At 61.6% G+C, this 19,534-nt stretch carries 15 protein-coding genes and 1 pseudogene; 5 read left to right on the forward strand and 11 right to left on the reverse strand.

All coding sequences use genetic code 11. From position 1 onward, the window contains the following. Positions 1-49: 49 nt before the first annotated feature. Genes JH25_RS07220 through JH25_RS07210 form a run of 3 tightly spaced genes read right to left on the reverse strand, consistent with a single transcriptional unit; the run spans position 50 to position 3,685 of the window. Positions 50-1,147: a DUF1513 domain-containing protein gene (locus JH25_RS07220; protein ID WP_032879657.1), complete on the reverse strand. Its 1,098-nt coding sequence runs from the start codon at positions 1,145-1,147 to the stop codon at positions 50-52. Positions 1,148-1,149: 2 nt separating this feature from the next. Beyond that, complete coding sequence (locus JH25_RS07215) at positions 1,150-2,214, reverse strand: imelysin family protein (protein WP_005791021.1); 1,065 nt, start codon at positions 2,212-2,214, stop codon at positions 1,150-1,152. 31 nt (positions 2,215-2,245) lie between these two features. After that, positions 2,246-3,685 carry a di-heme oxidoreductase family protein gene (locus tag JH25_RS07210; protein ID WP_032879658.1) on the reverse strand — a complete coding sequence of 480 codons (1,440 nt, stop codon included), beginning with the start codon at positions 3,683-3,685 and terminating at the stop codon, positions 2,246-2,248. Positions 3,686-3,824: 139 nt separating this feature from the next. On the opposite strand from JH25_RS07210, the gene JH25_RS07205 reads away from it, so the two are divergent. Then, entirely contained in the window at positions 3,825-4,388 is a 564-nt protein-coding gene (locus JH25_RS07205; protein WP_032879659.1) for an NAD(P)H nitroreductase, read from the forward strand. A gap of 407 nt (positions 4,389-4,795) precedes the next feature. Here JH25_RS07205 and JH25_RS29270 read toward each other — a convergent pair. The 8 genes and pseudogenes from JH25_RS29270 to gap form a co-directional block, all read right to left on the reverse strand. Beyond that, positions 4,796-4,915 (reverse strand): annotated as a pseudogene (locus JH25_RS29270) (outer membrane lipoprotein carrier protein LolA); the annotation flags it as partial. A gap of 376 nt (positions 4,916-5,291) precedes the next feature. After that, positions 5,292-7,430 (reverse strand): methyl-accepting chemotaxis protein, encoded by a 2,139-nt coding sequence (locus tag JH25_RS07200; RefSeq protein ID WP_032879661.1) that lies wholly within the window; start codon positions 7,428-7,430, stop codon positions 5,292-5,294. Between the two features lie 138 nt (positions 7,431-7,568). Continuing rightward, on the reverse strand, positions 7,569-7,970 hold the full coding sequence (locus tag JH25_RS07195) for a YbaN family protein (RefSeq protein ID WP_032879662.1): 402 nt from the start codon (positions 7,968-7,970) through the stop codon (positions 7,569-7,571). A gap of 108 nt (positions 7,971-8,078) precedes the next feature. Beyond that, positions 8,079-8,687 carry a biliverdin-producing heme oxygenase gene (locus JH25_RS07190; RefSeq protein ID WP_032879663.1) on the reverse strand — a complete coding sequence of 203 codons (609 nt, stop codon included), beginning with the start codon at positions 8,685-8,687 and terminating at the stop codon, positions 8,079-8,081. 137 nt (positions 8,688-8,824) lie between these two features. Continuing rightward, positions 8,825-11,389 (reverse strand): TonB-dependent receptor, encoded by a 2,565-nt coding sequence (locus tag JH25_RS07185; protein WP_032879664.1) that lies wholly within the window; start codon positions 11,387-11,389, stop codon positions 8,825-8,827. Positions 11,390-11,504: 115 nt separating this feature from the next. Further along, positions 11,505-12,473, reverse strand: coding sequence for a FecR family protein (locus JH25_RS07180; RefSeq protein ID WP_032879665.1), 969 nt, complete (start codon positions 12,471-12,473; stop codon positions 11,505-11,507). 75 nt (positions 12,474-12,548) lie between these two features. Beyond that, complete coding sequence (locus JH25_RS07175) at positions 12,549-13,067, reverse strand: RNA polymerase sigma factor (RefSeq protein WP_005791005.1); 519 nt, start codon at positions 13,065-13,067, stop codon at positions 12,549-12,551. A 132-nt stretch (positions 13,068-13,199) separates the two neighbouring features. Further along, positions 13,200-14,201 (reverse strand): type I glyceraldehyde-3-phosphate dehydrogenase, encoded by a 1,002-nt coding sequence (gene gap / locus JH25_RS07170; RefSeq protein WP_005791003.1) that lies wholly within the window; start codon positions 14,199-14,201, stop codon positions 13,200-13,202. A 222-nt stretch (positions 14,202-14,423) separates the two neighbouring features. Between gap and edd the strand changes: the two genes are divergently transcribed. The 4 genes from edd (at position 14,424) to JH25_RS07150 (ending at position 19,533) form a co-directional block, all read left to right on the forward strand. Then, a complete protein-coding gene (gene edd / locus JH25_RS07165) occupies positions 14,424-16,250 on the forward strand; it encodes a phosphogluconate dehydratase (RefSeq protein WP_032879666.1) in 1,827 nt (608 codons plus the stop codon). Beyond that, complete coding sequence (locus tag JH25_RS07160) at positions 16,247-17,203, forward strand: glucokinase (protein WP_032879667.1); 957 nt, start codon at positions 16,247-16,249, stop codon at positions 17,201-17,203. Before edd ends, JH25_RS07160 begins: the two co-directional genes overlap by 4 nt. Before the next feature lie 94 nt (positions 17,204-17,297). Then, positions 17,298-18,074: a response regulator gene (locus JH25_RS07155; RefSeq protein WP_282443035.1), complete on the forward strand. Its 777-nt coding sequence runs from the start codon at positions 17,298-17,300 to the stop codon at positions 18,072-18,074. A gap of 31 nt (positions 18,075-18,105) precedes the next feature. Further along, positions 18,106-19,533: an ATP-binding protein gene (locus tag JH25_RS07150; protein ID WP_201772885.1), complete on the forward strand. Its 1,428-nt coding sequence runs from the start codon at positions 18,106-18,108 to the stop codon at positions 19,531-19,533. The last annotated feature ends 1 nt before the right edge of the window (position 19,534 follow it).

Raw genomic sequence — 19,534 nt, forward strand, 5'->3', positions numbered from 1 at the left:
CTGACGCTTTAACGGTAGGAGCAAGCTCGCTCCTGCAGAGGGGCGATTTTCAGATCAGGTGCAGGTGGTTATCCCAAAACCCCGCCGGTAATTCCAATGGCTTGGCCATCAGTCGTTCCTGACGACAATCATAGAAGCGGCAACGTCCCTGTCCCGACGTAACCACAAACCCGTCCGCCACTGCACCCACACCGGCGCAGTCGGGCAACGGCCCATCCAGGCGCAGCTCGGCGCTGTCCATATCCCAGATGAAGAAACGATTGCCACGCGGCGCCGTGAGCGCTACCAGGCGCAGTTCGCTGTGCACCGCCACGCTGGCGGTGTAGTGCCCCATCGCTTGCAGTTGCTCATCGGCTACCGGGAACGCCATAAAAGGCTGGCCCGGGCGCTTGATTGCGAGCAACTCGGAACGCTCCTGGGACGGCCCCATGAACTGCTGCCCGGTGAGGATGGTGCCATCGCTGGCGATCCCCATATGGCGCACGCTGTTCATTTGCTGGCCCAACGTTTCCTTGCTGATCAAGGTGCCATCGCGCTGCATCAGCACCAGGCTCGGTTCCATGGCGTTGAGGTTCATCTCCACGCGGCTTTCGGCTTCGGTGCGAATGCCGCCGTTGGCCACCACCAGGGTTTCGCCGTCGGGCATCCAGGAGACCTGGTGCGGGCCGATGCCGTGGGTGGAAATCTCGCCGCTGTGTACCAGCCGCTCGCCTTCGAACTTATACACACCCAACAACCCACGACCGGGATCTGAGGTGTCGTTCTCGGTGGCGTACAGCCAGTCGCCGCTCTTGTGGATCACCGCATGGCCGTAAAAGTGCCGGTTGGCGTTTGAGGTGATGGTTTGCAGCAGCGTGCCATCGCGCAGGTCGATCAGGTAGCTCTCGGTGCCCGGACGACGGGCGACGAACAACGCAATTGGCAGTGTGGGGTGGTTGATGATGTCGTGACAGCGCTGGCCGACCTGGGTGGCAAAGACGGGCTTGCCGTCCAGGCGATAGCCGACAGCGTAGTGCTTGCCGTCGGCATCATCGCGTGCCGAGAGCAGCAGCGGTCCCTTGTCTTTGCCTTTGAACAGCGTCCAGCCGCCCAACGTGAGGGCGCTGAGCAGCACGCTACCCAGCGCCAAAGCCTGTCGCCTGAGCATCATCAGTCACCGTCGTTGGCGTTGAAGCCCAGTTGGACGCCCAATGCTTTGGCCAGCTCGCCCTCGTGAAGGCGATGGACCACATTGAGGCTGTCGTAGATATCGTTGAGTTGCTGGCGCCCGGCGTCATCGTTCAACAGTTCGTTGAGGGAGCGCTGGTTGCTGGCGAACAGTTTCAGGGACGCAGCATAGGCGGCGTCGATCTTCTCGGCCAACGGCTTCTGATCGCTCGGCAGCAGGCCGCGCAGGCCTTTGTTGTCGACACCGACCCATACGGTCTGGGCGGCGGCGAGGCTGGCCTCCAGGCTTTGCAGGGAGGACTGGCTGCGCCATGCATCGGCCTGGAAGGGTTGCGGGATGCCCTTGGTCTGGCGGCCCATCGGCGTGCCGAGTTTTTTCTTCAGGGTGTCCAGTGCGGTTACTTGCACGCGCAGCAGATCGGCAATGGCTTCGTGGGAATCAGCGTAGCGCTGGTTCGGAAACTTGGTCATCTGCGCGAGCATACCGTCGGTGCTGTTCCAACTGGCGAGGATCTCTTCAGCCAGGGCCTTTTGACGCTCGCCGATGGCCATCAGCAGCGGGCAGTAGCGGGCTTTCTGGGTTTCGTCGGCAACGTCGGGCTTGGCGTCGTAGAGGATGTATTCGTAGGCCGACAGGCCCTGCACCACCACGCTCGATTTGGCCAGGGCGGCCGCATCGATCTGCGGCTGGGCGCTGACTAGTTGCTCGACCTGGCGACCTACCAGGTTCTTCTTGTCCGGCCAGAACTGCACCTGCCAGGCGCGGTTGCCTTCGGCCAGTGGGCCGATCAGCAACGGTTGCAACTCGGCCCAGGCTTTTTGTGCGTGCAGGAAGTCGGCGCGGGCAGTGTCCAGGCTTTCCTTGCCCTGGCAGTAGGCCAGGGCGCTTACGGCCAACTGGCGGTCGGCTTCAACCCAGCGGCTGTAGGTCGGCAGGATCACCTGCTTGGCGATAGCCGCCGAGGTCACCGCTTGCGGGTCCTGGGGCGAGCACGCGCCCAGGGCAAGGGCGGCGAGGCTGGTGAACAACAACTTGGGACGAAACATGTCGAGCTCCCTTTTGTGAGTGGGGCGAAGCTTATAAAGAATTCAGGAACGCCAGCAACGCGGCCCGCTGTTCGGCGTTAAATGACAACACATGTTGCTGTGCCGCTTGTGCTTGCCCGCCGTGCCACAGCACGGCCTCAAGCAGGTTGCGGGCGCGGCCGTCATGCAAGAACTGGGTGTGACCACTGACGGTTTGCGTCAGGCCAATGCCCCACAGCGGCGGGGTGCGCCACTCACGGCCAGTGGCGTTGAATTCGGTACGGTTGTCGGCCAGGCCTTCGCCCATATCGTGCAACAACAGGTCGCTGTAGGGGCGTATCACCTGGTTGGCCAGCTCGGGTTCGGCGGCGTTGGCGGCCGTGGTGAATGTCGGCTTGTGACAGCCCTGGCAACCGGCCTCGTAGAACAGGTTCTTGCCGGCCAACACTTGAGGCGTGTTGACGTCTCGGCGCGCAGGCACCGCGAGGTTGCGGGTGTAAAACAGCACCAGGCGCAGGATGTTGTCGCTGACTTCCGGCTCGCCGTCAGGGCCATTGCCGTTTGGAGCCTGCTTGCACGCCACTTGGGCGTCGGTGCAGTCATCAAAGGGTCTCAGGGAGGTCGTGAGACCCATATCACCCGAAAACGCGTGAACATTTTGTTGGTTGAGGTTGGGTTGCCCGGCTTTCCAGCCAAAACGCCCAAGTACGGTTTTATGCTGGGCGTCATCCCAGACCCAATTGGCGCGGCCGACGATTGCGTCTTTGTCGGCGGTCTTGGGGTCGGTGTTGCGCAGGATATCGGCGTCGCTGATTGCTTCGAGCAGGCCCAGGCCGATCATCGGCGGCGCGATGCGTGCCGAGAAGCGTGTGTCGGGGTGCATCGGGCCGTAGCCGAGCTGGGTAATTTTCAGGTCGGGTTTGCGCAGTTCGACGACGGTGCCGTCCTTGAAGCTGACCTGGACAGGGCTGTAGTCGACCCGCACCTTGCCTTCCGGAACGACGCCCGGCACGGACATGTCTTGCAACTGCCCGCCATACACCGGCTCGGGCACCACGCCGAGCTGTTCGATCAGCTTGGCGTAGGGGGGCTGCTCTGTAATGGAGAGAGGAATTGAGAGGCGTACCAGCATCGACACGGCATTGGGCGCATCGGGCAGCGGCGGGTGGCCACGGCCGTCCTTGATATGGCAGTTCTGGCAGGCGTTGGTATTGAACAGCGGGCCCAGGCCATCCCGTGCCGTGGTGGTGGCCGGCGCGATCACCCAGGGGTTGCGAAAGAAGCTGTTGCCGACGCTGAAATCCAGGCGACGGCTGGGTGCCAGGTTGGCCGAGGGCAGGGAAAAGGCGTTCTGGTCGCGCTTGTTTACCGTTGTCGCGCCACCGGATCGCGATTCACCCGGCTCGGCCTTGGTGAAGCGAGGGGCGTCGTCGCAAGCAGTCAGGCATAGAGCCAGCAACGCTGCAGACAGGTAGGAAAGCGAACGGAACATCGAGATTCCTGGACGAGGGGGCAAAATCTGGTCGCAAAGTCTAACAGGGCCGGGCGGTTTGAATAAGAGCAATTATCGTTTGGTGGCATCGCGATTCTTTCCCGCTAGAATGACCACACATTTTTTTTGGAGGTGGCCAATGCAGGCTCTCGACGCTTTGCTCAACCGTGTTTCCGTGCCGCGTTTACTCGACCCGGCACCGACCCAGGAGCAGCGCGACCTGTTGTTCGCTGCCGCCATGCGGGCGCCCGATCACGGTCAATTGCGCCCTTGGCGTTTCCTCACCGTAGAAGGCGCAGCCCGTGAGCAAATGGGCACGCTGTTGGCTGAAGCCGCCCGGCTGCAGGACGCCGACGCACCGCAAGCCGTCATCGACAAGGCGCAGAACGGCCCGCTGCGTGCGCCGTTGGTAGTTGTGGTGATTGCGCGTTTGCAGGAGCACTTCAAAGTGCCCAAGTCCGAGCAATTGCTGGCGGCGGCCTGTGCGGCCCACGGCATCCTGCTGGCGGCGTATGCCCAGGGGATTGGTGCGGTGTGGCGGACCGGGGAGTTGTCCTACTCGGCCCATGTGGCCAAAGGCTTGGGGCTGACGGCGGGTGAAGAAGTGATTGGCTTCCTTTACCTCGGTACGCCGCAGAACCCGCCGCGTACGGCGCCGAAGGAAGACCTGACGCCGTTTGTCCAGGCCTGGAGCGGACGCTAAGCGGTGTGCGGTCAAAATGTGGGAGGGGGCTTGACAGCTAACTAGGATGTTGGGGGGGCGAGTACATATCCATTGCTGCGGTAACGGCCACTTAGGGTTCCGCTCTTACAGCGGCTCACTTTTGGAAGGACCGGAATGCCGGCCCAGCCAAAAGTAAGCAAAAGGTCCTCGCCCCACCACTCGGCACCTCGCCTAGGCTCGGTGTGCCCGAACGAAGGCTTGAATCCGTGGGCCGCCGCAATGGGCCATCCCTGGCCCAGTGCGGCTAACCCGGCGTCCTGCCGGGTTACCCACGGATTCAAGCCTGCGTTCGGCCAGCGTGGTTTAACGGGGCGCTTGAGATCAAAAGCAAGATCAAGAGCGGCTCGCTTCGCATCGTAGATACGCTGGCGGTGCTTCTGCTTTTCTGTAGGAGCGAGCTTGCTCGCGAAAAACCTGAGGGCGCCGCGCTCATTCTGATTTCCCCCGTCATCGTTAACGACCTTCGCGAGCAAGCCCGCTCCCACAGGGGTACGCGCACGCTTCAACGATCAGGTCGGCTATAAGGCCGCCTCGCTGTGCTTTTGATCTTGATCTTAGGCGCCCCGTTAAACCACGCTGGCCGGAATTCGACATGGATTTGGGGGGCCGCCGCCCCGCGCCATGGATGGCGCGGGGCGGCGGCCCCCCAAATCAATGTCGGATTACGGGCACACCGAGCCTAAGCGAGGTGCCGAGTGGTGGGGCAAGAGCGCTTTGGTTACTTTCGCGCTTTTCGAAAGTGACCCGCTGTAAGAGCGGAACCTATAGTGGCCGTTACCTAAATAACGGATATGTACTCGGCCCAACCACCCAACCACCCGGTCACATCGTCAACGTGGGGCTGTCGCGCAGCCCCCTCCCACATTGGACCTGTGGTGTGAATTACACCCTGAACTGATCCATCAACTTCATCTGCTGGCTGGCCAGGGCATTGAGCTGGCTGCTGATCGCCGCCGACTCGGTGGCCTGGCCGGTGAGGGTTTCGGTCACGGTGCGAATCGCCGAGACGTTGCGGTTGACCTCTTCGGCCACCGCGCTCTGCTCTTCGGCAGCGCTGGCGATTTGCAGGTTCATGTCGCTGATCACGGTGACCGCGTCACTGATCTTGCCCAGCGCCTGCACCGCCTGATGGATCTGCCCGGCATTGCTCTGGGCCTGGTGCTGACTGGAGTGCATGGTCGCCACTACCCCACGGGTACCGCTTTGGATGCGCTCGATCACCACGCGGATTTCCTCGACCGAATCCTGGGTGCGTTTGGCCAGGTTGCGTACTTCGTCGGCCACTACCGCAAACCCGCGCCCGCTTTCGCCGGCGCGTGCTGCTTCGATCGCGGCGTTCAATGCCAGCAGGTTGGTCTGTTCGGCAATGCTGCGGATCACTTCCAGGACTGAACCGATTTGCTCGCTGTTGACTGCCAGGGCTTCAACTTCGGTCACGGCCTTGCTGACTTCCTCGGCAAGGGTGGTGATGTCGCGGGTGCTCTGCTCGATGATCGACATGCCTTCGCGGGCCGACTGATCGGCGCCGCGTGCCGCGCTGGCGGCATTGGAGGCGCTGTTGGCGACGTCGTGGGCGGTGGCGCTCATTTCATTCGACGCGGTGGCGACCTGGTCGATTTCACGGAACTGCACCTGCATACCTTCGCTGGTCTGGCGTGCAATGGCCGAGGATTGATCCGCCGTACCTCGGGCTTCGGTGATGCTTTGTTTGATCTGGGCGATGGTCGGTTGCAGCTTGTCGAGGAAGCGGTTGAACCAATTCACCAGCTCGCCCAGTTCGTCTTTCTTGGTGTAGGCCAGGCGTTGGGTGAGGTCGCCGTCGCCGCTGGCAATGTCCTTGAGCATGGCCGCCACGCTGTTGATCGGACGGGTCACGCCGGTGGCGGTCAGCCAGATCAGCAACAAGCCCAGCAAGCCGGCGGCGGCTGCCACCAGCAAGGCTTTGAGGGTGCCGGTAGCCTGGGCTTCGTCGAGCACGGCTTGCAGCTTTTCGTTATCAGCCAGCATCACACTTTTAGGCAGTTTGATCACCACACCCCAGGATTTGGCATCGGCAATCGGCTTGACCGGGTACACGGCGCGAATCGTGTCGTTCTGTTCGCGGATCATGGGCCGATCATTGCCCAGCAGTTGCACGATCTCCTTGCCTTCGGCGCCGAGGGTGTCGACCAGGTTCTTGCCGACCCTGGCCGGTTCGCCGCTGTAGGCTGCAATCAGGCCGGTGCTGGACAGGATTTCCAGGTGAGCAGCCCCGTTGAACACGTCCTTTTGTGCCGCATCGGTGGTGGCTTGCAGGGCAGTGAGGGCGATATCGACACCCACGACGCCGATGACTTTGCCGTCGACGATCAGAGGCAGGGAAATGGTGGTCATCAGCACAGGTTTGCCGGCCACCGTGTCTTCATACGGGTCCAGCAGGCAGGTGCTGCGGGTGTCGCGTGGGCAGGTATACCAAATGTTGTAAGGCGTACCGCTAAGGTTGAGGGTGGTCTTGGTCAGGTCATCCTCGACCATGATGGTGTTCAGGCTTTCGCCGCCGGCACGGCTCCAGTAGCTGGAAAAGCGACCTTTTTCGTTGGAGACGCGAGCCTTGTCGTCAACGAATTCACTGTCCTTGCCATCCAGGCCGTTGGGCTCGAACGACAGCCAGATGCCCAGCACCTTGGTGTTGCGCTCGAACGCGGTTTTCACGCTCTGGTTGATTTCTTCGCGCAGGGCGCCGGCTTCAATGGAGCGCTTGGTCCCCAACTGACGCAGGTCCTTGATCTGGTCGGCGAGGGCGGTAACCGCCAGCAGGTTTTCACCGAAGGTCTTTTGTAACTGTACGGCCTGTTCAGCGGCCTTGGCTTGCAGCAGCTGTTCCACGCTGGCGGTGAGCATTCGTGAGCTTGAATCACTGACCAACCGATCGTTCTGGTTGGTGTTGTAGATATTGATGCCGACCACCAGTGCGATCACTCCCAGCAGGCAGAGGCCGGACAGCAGCACGATTTTCAAGCGGATAGAAAGGGTGTCGAACATAGGTTCACTCACGAATGGACTTGTGGGTATGCACGCAGCAGAGCCAAGTCCATTCGGCGCCGTTCCTGAAACATCGGCGTCACAAATCAATTCATGAGTAATAGGCGATGAGCGGTAGGAAAATGCCTACGCCGGGCGTTATACGGGCCGTGCGAGCTGCTCGGGGCGGGACCAGATCCACAGGTTGCCCAGGCTCATCCCGGCGATTGCCAGGTACACCGGCCAGCCATGATCAAGCATCACCAGCATCAGCAGGGCACACAGCAACATGCTTACGGTGGCGCTGACCTTGGCCCGGCGTGCAATGATCTTGCCGTTGCGCCAGTTGAACAGGATCGGCCCGAACAGGCGGTGGTTTTCCAGCCAGGCGCTTAAGCGCGGTGAGCTTTTGGTGGCGGCCCAGGCGGCCAGCAGGATGAATTCGGTGGTCGGCAAACCCGGTATGACAATCGCGACCAAACCGATCCCCAGGCTGACGTAGGCCAGCAGGCCATAGAGAAGTTGGGCGATCTTTGAGGAGGATTGGGTTTTGCCGGTCATGCTGCAATTTTCTGGTGGGAGGGTTTACACATGATCTGCCATGAAATGCACTCAAATGTGGGAGCTGGCTTGCCTGCTCCCACATTGAACCGATGTCTACCGGAACATTTACGCCATTTCTGGGGCGCTAGCGTACGCCTGTTCCAGCAACACGGTGAAGCGCACAAACGCATCGATCGCGCCTTTTTCTACCGCAGCTTCTTCTTCGGCGCTGAACTCCAGGCTGTCGAGGGTGCGGGTGAAGCTTTTCCAGCCTTCGGCGCGGCCACCGGCCGGTTCGCCCAGGTGGCGGGCCCCGAAGGTTTCGCTCAGGCCCAGGCCGACGGCGCGCTTGATCAGAAACGCGGCGCCCAGCTTGGAGCCTTCGGACACGAACAGCCAACCCAGGGCTTCGGCCTGGCTTGGGTTTTTCACCGCGCCGGCGACTGGAGCCGGAACGTCGGTGTCCAGGTCAGCCAGGTCGAGCTTGGCGGCTTCGGCGCGGCAGCGGGCGGCCAGGTCGGGAATGATCGTGTTCAGCGCGGCATCGTTGTACAGCGCCACCAGTTCCGACTGGAACAGGTACTGGGCCACCACGAAGCGGGCGAAGTTGGCTTGGGTTTCGAACGGCGCATGAGCCTTCACCAACGCATCCAGCTTGGTGTGCGGTTCATTGGTGATCTGGTTCAGGCGCTGGGAGCGCAGGCTTGGGCGTTCTGCGGTAGGAGAAACGGTCATGTAAAAAGTCCTTGAAAGAGGGAGCGCCTGGGTGCCCTTAAAGAGAGCTGTTATCAACTAGACGAACAAGAAGACGTGGCACAGTAAAAAATCCTCACCCCGCCGCTGATGGATTCCGGCGAGGTGAGGCGGGTGGATCAGATGTCCCAGATCAGGTTGATCGCAAAGTTGCGACCGGGCTGGGTCAGGCGGTCAAGGTTGGCCGGGCCGGTTACGCCAGCTTCGCCGACGCTGTCGTAACTGCGCACGTCATCCCAGTTCCAGTACTTCTTGTCGGTGAGGTTGTAGAGGCCACCGTTGATGGTCACGTCGTTGGTGACCTTGTAGTAGGCGGTCAGGTCGAGGATGCCGAAGCCCGGGGTCTTGAACGGGCCGTCGGTGCTGCCGTCGGGAGCGTGGAAGGTGGTGCTGTCGACGCGGTTCTGTTTTTTCACCAGGGTCCAGCTCAGCAGGCCGCCGTAATTGTCCTGGTCGTAGCCCAGGCCAAACACGCCCTTGAGCGGGTTGACGCTGTTCAATGGTTCGCCATTGTCGTCGTTGCGACCGTGGGCGTAGGCAATCGAACCCTGGGTGTACAGTCCCTTCGGCGCGCCGAACGCATCCAGGTTCAGGCGGCCCTTGGCTTCCATGCCCTTGATGGTGGCGCGCTTGATATTGACGGCCTGGAACTGCTCCACGGTGCCGCCGACCACGGCGTTGTCTTCGTCGATAAAGTCGCGGTACTTGTTGTAGTACACCGCGATGTCGAAGGAGCCTTCGTCAAACTTGCCGCGTATCCCGGTCTCGATGCCTTTGCTGGTCTCCGGCTTGAGGTCGGGGTTGGGTTCGACGGTGTAGCCAATGTTGAGGTTTTCGAAGCGGCCATACAGGGCCTTCGCCGAGGGGGTGCGGAAGCCTTCGGCGTATTGGCCGAACCAGGTGTAGTTATCGGTCAGGGCGTAGGTCAGGCCGAACTTTGGCGTGACGCGGTGCCAGGTTTTGTCCTTGCCATCGACGGCATATTCGCCGGTCGGGTTGACGGTGTTGAGGAACTCCTGGGTCAGCTTGGGCTTGAGCCGGGTGTAGTCATACCGCACGGCGGGCAGGAAGGTCCATTTATCCCAGCTGATCTGGTCCTGGGCAAACAACGAGTAAGTGTTGATGGTCGGGTCGGGGAAGTCGCTCGCCTTCTTCACGCTGTCGCTTGCTTGCGGGCTGGGCGCGCCGATGGCGGTGCAGCCGCCACCAATGGCCAGGCACGAGGCGGAGCCTTCGCGCGAGCCGGTGACTTTCTGCTGCTTGAGGGTGGTGCCGTAGGTCACCTGGTGGTCGGTTTCGCCGACGCTGAACGCCTTGTCCAGTTGAGCGTCGAAGACCCACTGTTTTTCTTCGTAAAGGGTGTCGCGGGTACGCAGTACGCGGCGACCAGCCTGGTAGATCTCGGCGGTGGTCTGGTCGGTCTTGGCGATCTGGTAGTTGAGGCTGGTCTTGATGCGATCAGCAATCGGCGACTCCAGGGCAAAAGTGTTTTCCAGGCCGAAGCGCTCGCGGGTGATGGTGTCGTTGCCCGAGCGGGCACGGTAGAGGTTCATGCCTCGACCGCCGATGAACGGGCCGCCTACGGCATTCTTCAGGTTGACGTCGCGGTCATCCTTGAACTTCTCGTAGGTCAGGCCCAGGCGGTTTTCATCACCATAGTTCCAGCCCAGCTTGGCCAGCACGTTGGTGGTGCGCGCGTCTTCCGGGTTGGCGCCGGTGCGGGCCAGGCCGGTGGCGTTGTTGCCGTCGTAGGATTCGGTTTCATGACCATTGCGCTGGCTCAGGTGCAGCAAGCCATCGAAGTCCTGTACCCGTCCTGCGAAGGTGCCGGAGGTCAGCCAGCTCTCGTCGGCGGAGCTGTAGCCGGTCTTGAGGCGGGCGCCGACGTCCTTGCCGGGCTTGATGATATCGTCCGGGTCGAGGGTGAAATAGCTCACCGCGCCGCCGATGGCGTTGCTGCCGTACAGGGCCGAGGCCGGGCCGCGCAGGATCTCCACGCGCTTGACGATTTCCGGGTCGACGTAGTTGCGACGGGTCTTGGCGTAGGGGCCGTTGAAGAAGTTGTTGGGCACTTCGACGCCGTCCACCTGGGTGAGGATGCGGTCGCCGTCGATACCACGGATGTTATAGCCCGCGTTGCCTGAGCGGGTGCCGGCGCCGCCGACGGAGACACCGGGCTCGTAGCGCACCAGTTCGCGGATGTTGTTGGTGTTCTGGCGGTCCAGTTCCTCGCGGTCGTGCACGCTGACGGTGCTGGGTACGCTGTTCACATCCTGTTCGTTACGGGTGGCGCTGATGGTCACCTGTTGCAGGGCGAGGGCGCCGCCCGCGGCGCGTTTCTCCAGCACGATGTTGTTATTGCCCAGTTTGCGGTAGCTCAGGTTGGTCCCCACCAACAACCGCTCCAGGGCTTTTTCCGGCGACAGCGGGCCGCGCACGCCAGGGGACGACACTCCCTGGCCCAGCTCTGCCGGCAGGCCGACTTGCCAGCCGGTCACCGCGGTAAAGGCGTTGAGCGCCGACACCAGCGGTTGCTGCTCGATGCTGAAGTTGTAATTACCGTGGCTGCGAGGGGCGGGTTCGGCGGCGGTGGCGCTCATGACGGGCGCGCCAGCCAGCAGGATCGCAGCGGTCAGCAAAGACAAAACGGGCGAAGAACACCGGCGGTTGAAACGAGAGGACATCGAGAGCGCTCCGGGATACGAATCTTATAGTTGCGAACCGAACCAAATAGGAATCAGTTGCATTGGCTATAACGAGACGTATCGCCGGTTAACATCGAGTAAAAATAATTCTCATTTAGTTCAGGATCACCAGCGCCGGGTATTCCGACAGCTTGGCCGAGGTGATGTGGGCCAGGGAGCGCACCACGTCCAGGGGCTGGTCGAGACGATAGTTGCCGGTGACGGCGACGCTGGCCAGTTGCTCATTGTTGTTGACGATCCAGCCAGGGTAATAGCGGCGCAGTTCAGCCAGGACTTCGCTCAGCGGGCAATTTTCGAACACCAGCCTACCCTGCACCCAGGCCAGATCCTTGCCGACATCGAGCTTGGCCGGTTGGCCGAAGCCCTTGGGGCCGATGCGGATGCTTTGCCCGGCACTCAGGCGTACGCGGGCATCGTCGAAGGTGTTGCTCAGGTCGACATCGCCACGCTGCACCTGTACCTGGGCCTCGCCATCGAGGTAGCGCACGGCGAAGGCGGTGTCGCGCACGCTGGCACGTACGGGGCCGGCGTCGATTTCCAGGGCCAGGCCACGGCTGGGGGCTATGTCGAAGAACGCTTCGCCCTGGTACAGGCGCGCAATGCGCTGGTGGTCGGTGATGCGGCTGGAAAATGCCGAGTTGGTGTTGAGCAGCACCTTGGACCCATCGTCCAGTTGCAGGCGCTGGCGCTCGCCGACCACGGTGAGGTGATCGGCCTGCAAGCGCATCGGCAAGTTGCTGAAGCTGAACAGACCGATCAACAGCACGGCCGCGGTGGCCAAGGGCTTCCAGTGCGGTTTGATCCGGCGCCAGCCGCTTGGCTTGCGTGGCACCGCCAGGGCCACGGCGGCGCTGTGTACCGGTGCACCTGCCCAGGCCGCCTGAGCCTTGCTGAACGCGTGGACATGCGCCGGGTCCGCGGCTAGCCAGGCGTCGAACTCGGCCTGCTGCCCGGGTTGCGGGCACTGCAAGGCGATCAGCCAATCGAGGGCTTGGTCCATGGCCGTGTCTTGCAGCACCTCATGAGCCAACGCATGGGGGCGCAGTTTATTCGGGTCCGTCACGGTGTTCCTCGGGTCTTCGCCACGTTCTATTCATTTTTTCGTACAGCGTGGATCGATAGCTCTGTCGGATGGAGCTTAAGGCTGATCCAGCCGTTCGGCCACACCTACACAGATGGCCATGATCAATTTCAGTTCCTTTTGTACGGTGCTCAAGGACACGTTCAACTGATCGGCAATCTCCTGGTAGCTGCAACCGTGCAGGCGGCTGAGGATGAAAATCCGCTGCTGACGAGCGCTCAGCTGGCCGAGGCTGACGCTCAGATGCTCCAGCAGTTGCTCGGCCTGAATGGCTTCTTCAGGCGTGCTGGCAGGGGCGGCGACGCTTTGCAGCACGTCCAGCGGGACGTCTTCCTGCAACGTGCGGGCCTGGATCCGGCGCGAGCGCAGGTGATCCAGCGCCAGGTTGCGCGCGGTCTGGTACACAAAGGGTTCAAGGTGGTCGATCGGCCGCTCGCTCAGGGCCCGAGTGACGCGCAGGTAGGTTTCCTGCAACAGGTCCTCGGCAGTGCTGTGGTTATTCACCATCCGCTGCAAGGTGCGTAGCAGAATCACCCGTTGGGTGAGAAAGACTTGGTTGAAGCGAGATTGGCTCACAGTGATACCAGATCGATTTGCAGCGAATGATAATGCTTATCATCAACCGAAATGGCAAGTGGCTATTTCCCTGAACCTACGCTGGACAAAATGTAACTGTGGGAGGGGGCTTGCTCCCTCCCACAGGTGGGGTTACTCGGCGTTGCACAGCGCCAGGCAGTTATCCAGCATACGGTTGGAGAAGCCCCACTCGTTGTCGTACCAGGCCAGCACCTTGAGCAGCTTGCCGCTGACCTTGGTGTGATTGGCATCGAAGATCGACGACAGCGGGTTATGGTTGAAGTCACTGGAAACCAGCGGCAGGGTGTTGTAACCGAGGATCTTCGAGTGCTGGCTGGCCTGTTTCAGCAGGGCGTTGACTTCATCGGCCGTGGCTTCTTTCTTCAACTGCACAGTCAGGTCCACCAGAGACACGTTGATCACCGGTACCCGTACCGCCATGCCGGTCAGCTTGCCCGCCAGTTCCGGCAGTACCAGGCCAACGGCTTCAGCCGCGCCGGTTTTGCTCGGGATCATGTTCTGGGTGGCCGAGCGCGCGCGGTACGGGTCGGTGTGGTAGACGTCGGTCAGGTTCTGGTCGTTGGTGTAGGCGTGAATGGTGGTCATCAGGCCGCTTTCGATACCCAGCTCACGGTGCAGCACCTGCGCGACCGGCGCCAGGCAGTTGGTGGTGCACGACGCGTTGGAGATGATCTGGTGGGACTGACGCAAAATGTCATGGTTTACGCCATAAACCACAGTGGCATCCGCGCCCTTGGCCGGAGCCGAGATGATCACCTTGCGCGCGCCGGCGGTAATATGGGCGGCAGCCTTGTCACGGTCGGTGAACAGGCCGGTGCATTCGAACACCACGTCGATCTTGTGCGCAGCCCACGGCAGGTCGGCGGGGTTGCGAATGGCACTGACGGCAATCCGGTCACCATTGACGGTCAGGCTTTCCTGATCGTGGGCGACCTCTGCATCGAAAGTGCCGTGTACGGTGTCGTACTTGAGCAGGTGGGCGTTGATCGAACTGTCGCCCAAATCATTGATGGCGACGATCTGCAAATCCTGGCGATAGCCTTGGGTATACAGTGCGCGCAGGACATTACGGCCGATACGGCCAAAACCATTGATTGCGATACGTAGAGTCATTGGAAAAGTGCCTGTCGTCGATTTGTTGTAAGAATTACAAGATTATTCGCATAAAAATAGAAAACAAGCCTTTTTAGTGGCAATATTTTGTTCAATCTACAACGAGTGACCTGAATCAACTGGTCCGATGATCCAAACGACCCCCTGCCATCCCATGAGCCGTGGGCGTTTGATCAGCATAGACACTCAGGTCGCCACATCCGTTAGCCTGGAGTTCTATACATGCATCCCCGCGTTCTTGAGGTCACCGAACGGCTTATCGCCCGCAGCCGCGCCACCCGCGAGGCTTACCTTGCGCTCATCCGCGGCGCAGCCAGCGACGGTCCGATGCGTGGCAAGCTGCAATGCGCCAACTTTGCCCACGGTGTGGCCGGTTGCGGCACCGAAGACAAAAACAGCCTGCGCATGATGAATGCCGCCAACGTGGCAATTGTTTCTTCTTATAACGACATGCTCTCGGCGCATCAGCCCTACGAACATTTTCCTGAACAAATAAAGAAAGCCCTGCGTGAAGTGGGCTCGGTCGGCCAGTTCGCCGGCGGCACCCCCGCCATGTGCGACGGTGTGACCCAGGGCGAGCCGGGCATGGAACTGAGCCTGCTCAGCCGTGAAGTCATCGCCATGTCCACGGCGGTAGCGCTGTCCCACAACATGTTCGACGCCGCGCTGATGCTGGGGATCTGCGACAAGATCGTCCCCGGCCTGATGATGGGCGCGCTGCGCTACGGCCATCTGCCGATGATCTTCGTGCCGGGCGGCCCGATGCCGTCGGGTATCTCCAACAAGCAGAAAGCCGATGTGCGCCAGCGCTACGCCGAAGGCAAGGCCAGCCGCGAAGAGCTGCTGGAATCGGAGATGAAGTCCTACCACAGCCCCGGTACCTGTACCTTCTACGGCACCGCCAACACCAACCAGTTGTTGATGGAAGTGATGGGCCTGCATTTGCCGGGCGCGTCATTCGTCAATCCGTACACGCCGCTGCGTGACGCGTTGACCCGCGAAGCGGCGCACCAGGTCACGCGCTTGACCAAGGCCAATGGCAACTTCACGCCGATCGGCGAGATCGTCGACGAGAAATCCATCGTCAACTCCATCGTTGCGCTAAACGCTACCGGCGGTTCCACCAACCATACGCTGCACATGCCGGCCATTGCCATGTCGGCGGGCATCATCCTGACCTGGCAAGACATGGCCGACCTCTCCGAGGTGGTGCCGACCCTGTCCCACGTGTACCCAAACGGCAAGGCCGACATCAATCACTTCCAGGCGGCGGGTGGCATGTCGTTCCTGATCCGCGAACTGCTCGAAGCCGGCCTGCTCCACGAAGACGTCAACACCGTGGCCGGCAAGGGCTTGAGCCGCTATATCCAGGAGCCGTTCCTGGTGGACGGCGAGCTGGTCTGGCGCGATGGCCCGATCGAGAGCCTCGACGAAACCATCCTGCGCCCCGTGGCCCGTGCGTTCTCGCCGGAAGGCGGCTTGCGCGTGATGGAAGGCAACCTTGGCCGTGGCGTGATGAAAGTTTCGGCTGTCGCGCCCGAGCATCAGGTGGTTGAAGCGCCGGCGGTGGTGTTCCAGGACCAGCAAGACCTGGCCGACGCCTTCAAGGCGGGCCAGCTGGAAAAAGACTTCGTTGCGGTGATGCGCTTTCAGGGGCCACGTTCCAACGGTATGCCGGAATTGCACAAGATGACCCCGTTTCTCGGCGTGTTGCAGGACCGTGGTTTCAAAGTGGCGTTGGTAACAGATGGGCGAATGTCCGGCGCCTCGGGTAAGATCCCTGCCGCGATCCACGTCAACCCCGAAGCCCAGAGCGGCGGGCCGCTGGCGCGGGTGCAGGATGGCGATATCATCCGCGTCGATGGCGTCACCGGCACCCTGGAGCTTAAAGTGGACGCCGAAGTATTTGCAGCGCGCGCGCCTGCCACGGGCCTGTTGGGCAATAACGTGGGAGCAGGTCGCGAGCTGTTTGCATTCATGCGCTTGGCCGCAAGCTCCGCAGAGCAGGGCGCCAGCGCCTTTACCTCTGCCTTGGAGACGCTTAAGTGAAGCTTGCGCTGGTCGGTGATATCGGGGGTACCAACGCCCGTTTTGCGTTATGGCGAGATCAGGAGCTGCATTCGATCCGCGTGCATGCCACAGCGGATCACCAAAGCCCTGAAGAAGCGATCAAGGTCTATCTCGCAGAGGAAGGCCTGGAAACCGGGGACATCGGTGCGGTGTGCCTGTCGGTGGCCGGGCCGGTGAGTGGCGATGAGTTCAAGTTCACCAACAATCACTGGCGCCTGAGCAAGACGGCGTTTTGCCAAGCCCTGCAAGTGGATGAACTGCTGCTGGTCAATGATTTCTCGGCCATGGCCCTGGGCATGACGCGTCTTAAGCCCGACGAGTTCCGCGTGGTCTGCGAAGGCACGCCGGAGCCGTTGCGCCCAGCGGTGGTGATCGGCCCGGGCACTGGCCTGGGCGTTGGCACCTTGCTGGACCTTGGCGCCGGGCGTTTCGCGGCATTGCCGGGGGAGGGCGGGCACGTCGACCTGCCCCTGAGCAGCCCGCGGGAGACCCAGCTGTGGCAGCATATTTACACGGAGATCGGCCATGTCAGCGCCGAGACCGTATTGAGCGGCGGCGGGTTGCCGCGTCTGTATCGCGCTATTTGTGCGGTGGACGGGCACGAGCCGGTGCTGGATACGCCCGAAGCCATCACCGCAGCGGGCCTGGCCGGTGACGCGGTCGCCATGGAAGTGCTGGACCAGTTCAGCATCTGGCTGGGGCGGGTCGCGGGCAATAACGTCTTGACCACCGGTGGGCGCGGTGGCGTGTACATCGTGGGTGGGGTGATACCCAGGTTTGCCGACTTCTTTATCGCCAGCGGTTTCGCCAAAAGTTTTGCGGATAAAGGCTGCATGAGCGACTACTTCAAAGGTATTCCGGTGTGGTTGGTGACAGCGCCGTATTCGGGGCTGACCGGGGCTGGCGTGGCGCTTGAGCAGGCTTTTGCATAGGCTGTGATGGCCTCTTCGCGAGCAAGCCCGCTTCCACATTTGACCGCGTTCCAACTCTGGAATGCAGGCAAATGTGGGAGGGGGCTTGCCCCTGATGAGGCCCTACAGAACACCCCATAACAACAAGGAGGCCCCCGTGAGCGTAATCAGTAAATCCATTCTCCTCGTCGACGACGATCAGGAGATCCGCGAATTGCTGCAAACCTACCTCAGTCGCGCCGGCTTCCAGGTCCGTGGCGTGGCCGATGGTGCGGGGTTCCGCCAGGCGATGAACGAGGCGCCGTGCGACCTGGTCATCCTCGATGTGATGTTGCCGGATGAAGACGGGTTCAGTCTGTGCCGCTGGATCCGCCAGCACCCGCGCCAGGCGCAGGTACCGATCATCATGCTCACCGCCAGTTCCGACGAAGCCGACCGCGTGATCGGCCTGGAACTGGGCGCTGACGACTATATCGGCAAACCGTTCAGCCCTCGCGAGTTGCAGGCGCGGATCAAGGCACTGCTGCGCCGTTGCCAATTCGGCCAGGAGCGCAGCACTGGCGGTGATGTGCTGGTCTTCGATGAATGGCGCCTGGACATGATCAGCCACCGCTTGTTTCACGTTGATGGCGAAGAGGTCATCCTTTCCGGCGCGGACTTTGCCTTGCTCAAGTTGTTTCTTGATCACCCGCAACAGATCCTCGACCGCGACACTATCGGCAACGCTACCCGTGGCCGTGACCTGATGCCGCTTGACCGTATCGTCGATATGGCCGTCAGCCGCCTGCGCCAACGCCTGCGCGATACCGAAAAACCCCCGAGGCTGATCCGCACCGTGCGCGGCAGCGGTTATCAACTGGCAGCCAGCGTGGTTGCCGGCAATGCCCACTGAACCTTTGACCGAGCGCCGCCGCCGCTTTCCGGTGCCACGCTCGCTGCTGGGGCGCATGTTACTGCTGACCTTGCTCGCCGTGCTGTTCGCCCAGGCGCTGTCCAGCGTGATCTGGGTGTCGCAATTGCGCGCCACCCAGCTTGAGGGCCTGGTGACCAGCGCCCGCAGCCTGGCGCACTCGATGACCGCCAGCGTGAGTTATTTCCGTTCGCTGCCGGTGGCCTATCGGCCTTTGGTTCTTGATCAGTTGCGCAGCATGGGCGGTACCCGCTTTGTAGTGACCCTCAATGATCGCCCGCTGGATATGGCGATCCTGCCGCAGACGCCACGCAAGCAAGCGGTGCTGGAGGCGGTCGATGAGGTGCTACGCCAAACCCTGGGCGCCGATGTACATATCTCGGTGGAGTTCGTCAGCGCCGAAGACCTGCGCATCTTCAATGCCGGCCTCAAGCTCGACGAACTGCCACGCTCCTGGGCCCATTACGCGTTAACCCTGGAGCCGGTTAACCCACCGGTATTGGTCACCCAGATTCAACTGGCTCCCGGCGAATGGCTGTACATCGCCTCGCTGTTGCCAGAGCCGTACACCAGCCTTGAAGAACAGGGCCTGCCGTCCCAGCAGGTGTGGTTTATCGTGCTGACCAGTGGTTTTTTGCTGCTGTTTATCGGTTTGCTGGTGCATTGGCAAAGCCGGCCGCTCAAGCGCCTGGCGCGGGCGGCGCGGGATATGTCGCTGGGCGCCGATGTAGAACCGGTGGCCGAAGGCGGCGGCAGTGAAGTGGTGGAGGTGGGCCGCGCATTCAACGCAATGCGCGAACGCATCAGCCGTTACCTGACCGAACGCAGCCAGTTGTTCAGCGCAATTTCCCACGACTTGCGCACCCCGATTACCCGCCTGCGGTTGCGTGTGGAATTGCTCGAAGACGAGAACCTGCAAACCAAATTCGGCCGCGACCTGGATGAGCTGGAACTGCTGGTCAAAGGCGCGCTGCAATGCGTGAAAGACACCGACATCCACGAAAACATCCAGCCGGTTGACCTCAATCATGTACTCGAATGCCTGGTGGAACCGTACCTGGCGCCCAACGGCAACGGCCGGGTAACCCTTGAAGGCGCGGCCCTGGCGGCCTACCCGGGCAAGCCGCTGGCGCTCAAGCGTTGCATCGGTAACCTGATCGACAACGCCTTGAAGTACGGGCAGAACGCGCATCTGCATATCGAGGACGATGGTGTGCAGTTCGTCCTGCATGTGGATGACGAAGGCCCCGGTGTGCCGGAGCAGCGTCTGGAGCAGGTGTTCGAACCGCACTTTCGCCTGGCTGGCCAGCAGCAGGGGTATGGCCTGGGGCTGGGGATCGCGCGCAACATTGCCCATAGCCATGGCGGTGAAGTGAGTTTGCAGAACCTGCGCGAAGGCGGCCTGCGCGTCACCCTGCAACTACCAAGAACCTTGGACTAAC

Origin of the sequence: Pseudomonas sp. BRG-100, from assembly GCF_000737955.1 — a bacterium.
Classification (GTDB): Bacteria; Pseudomonadota; Gammaproteobacteria; order Pseudomonadales; family Pseudomonadaceae; genus Aquipseudomonas; species Aquipseudomonas synxantha_A.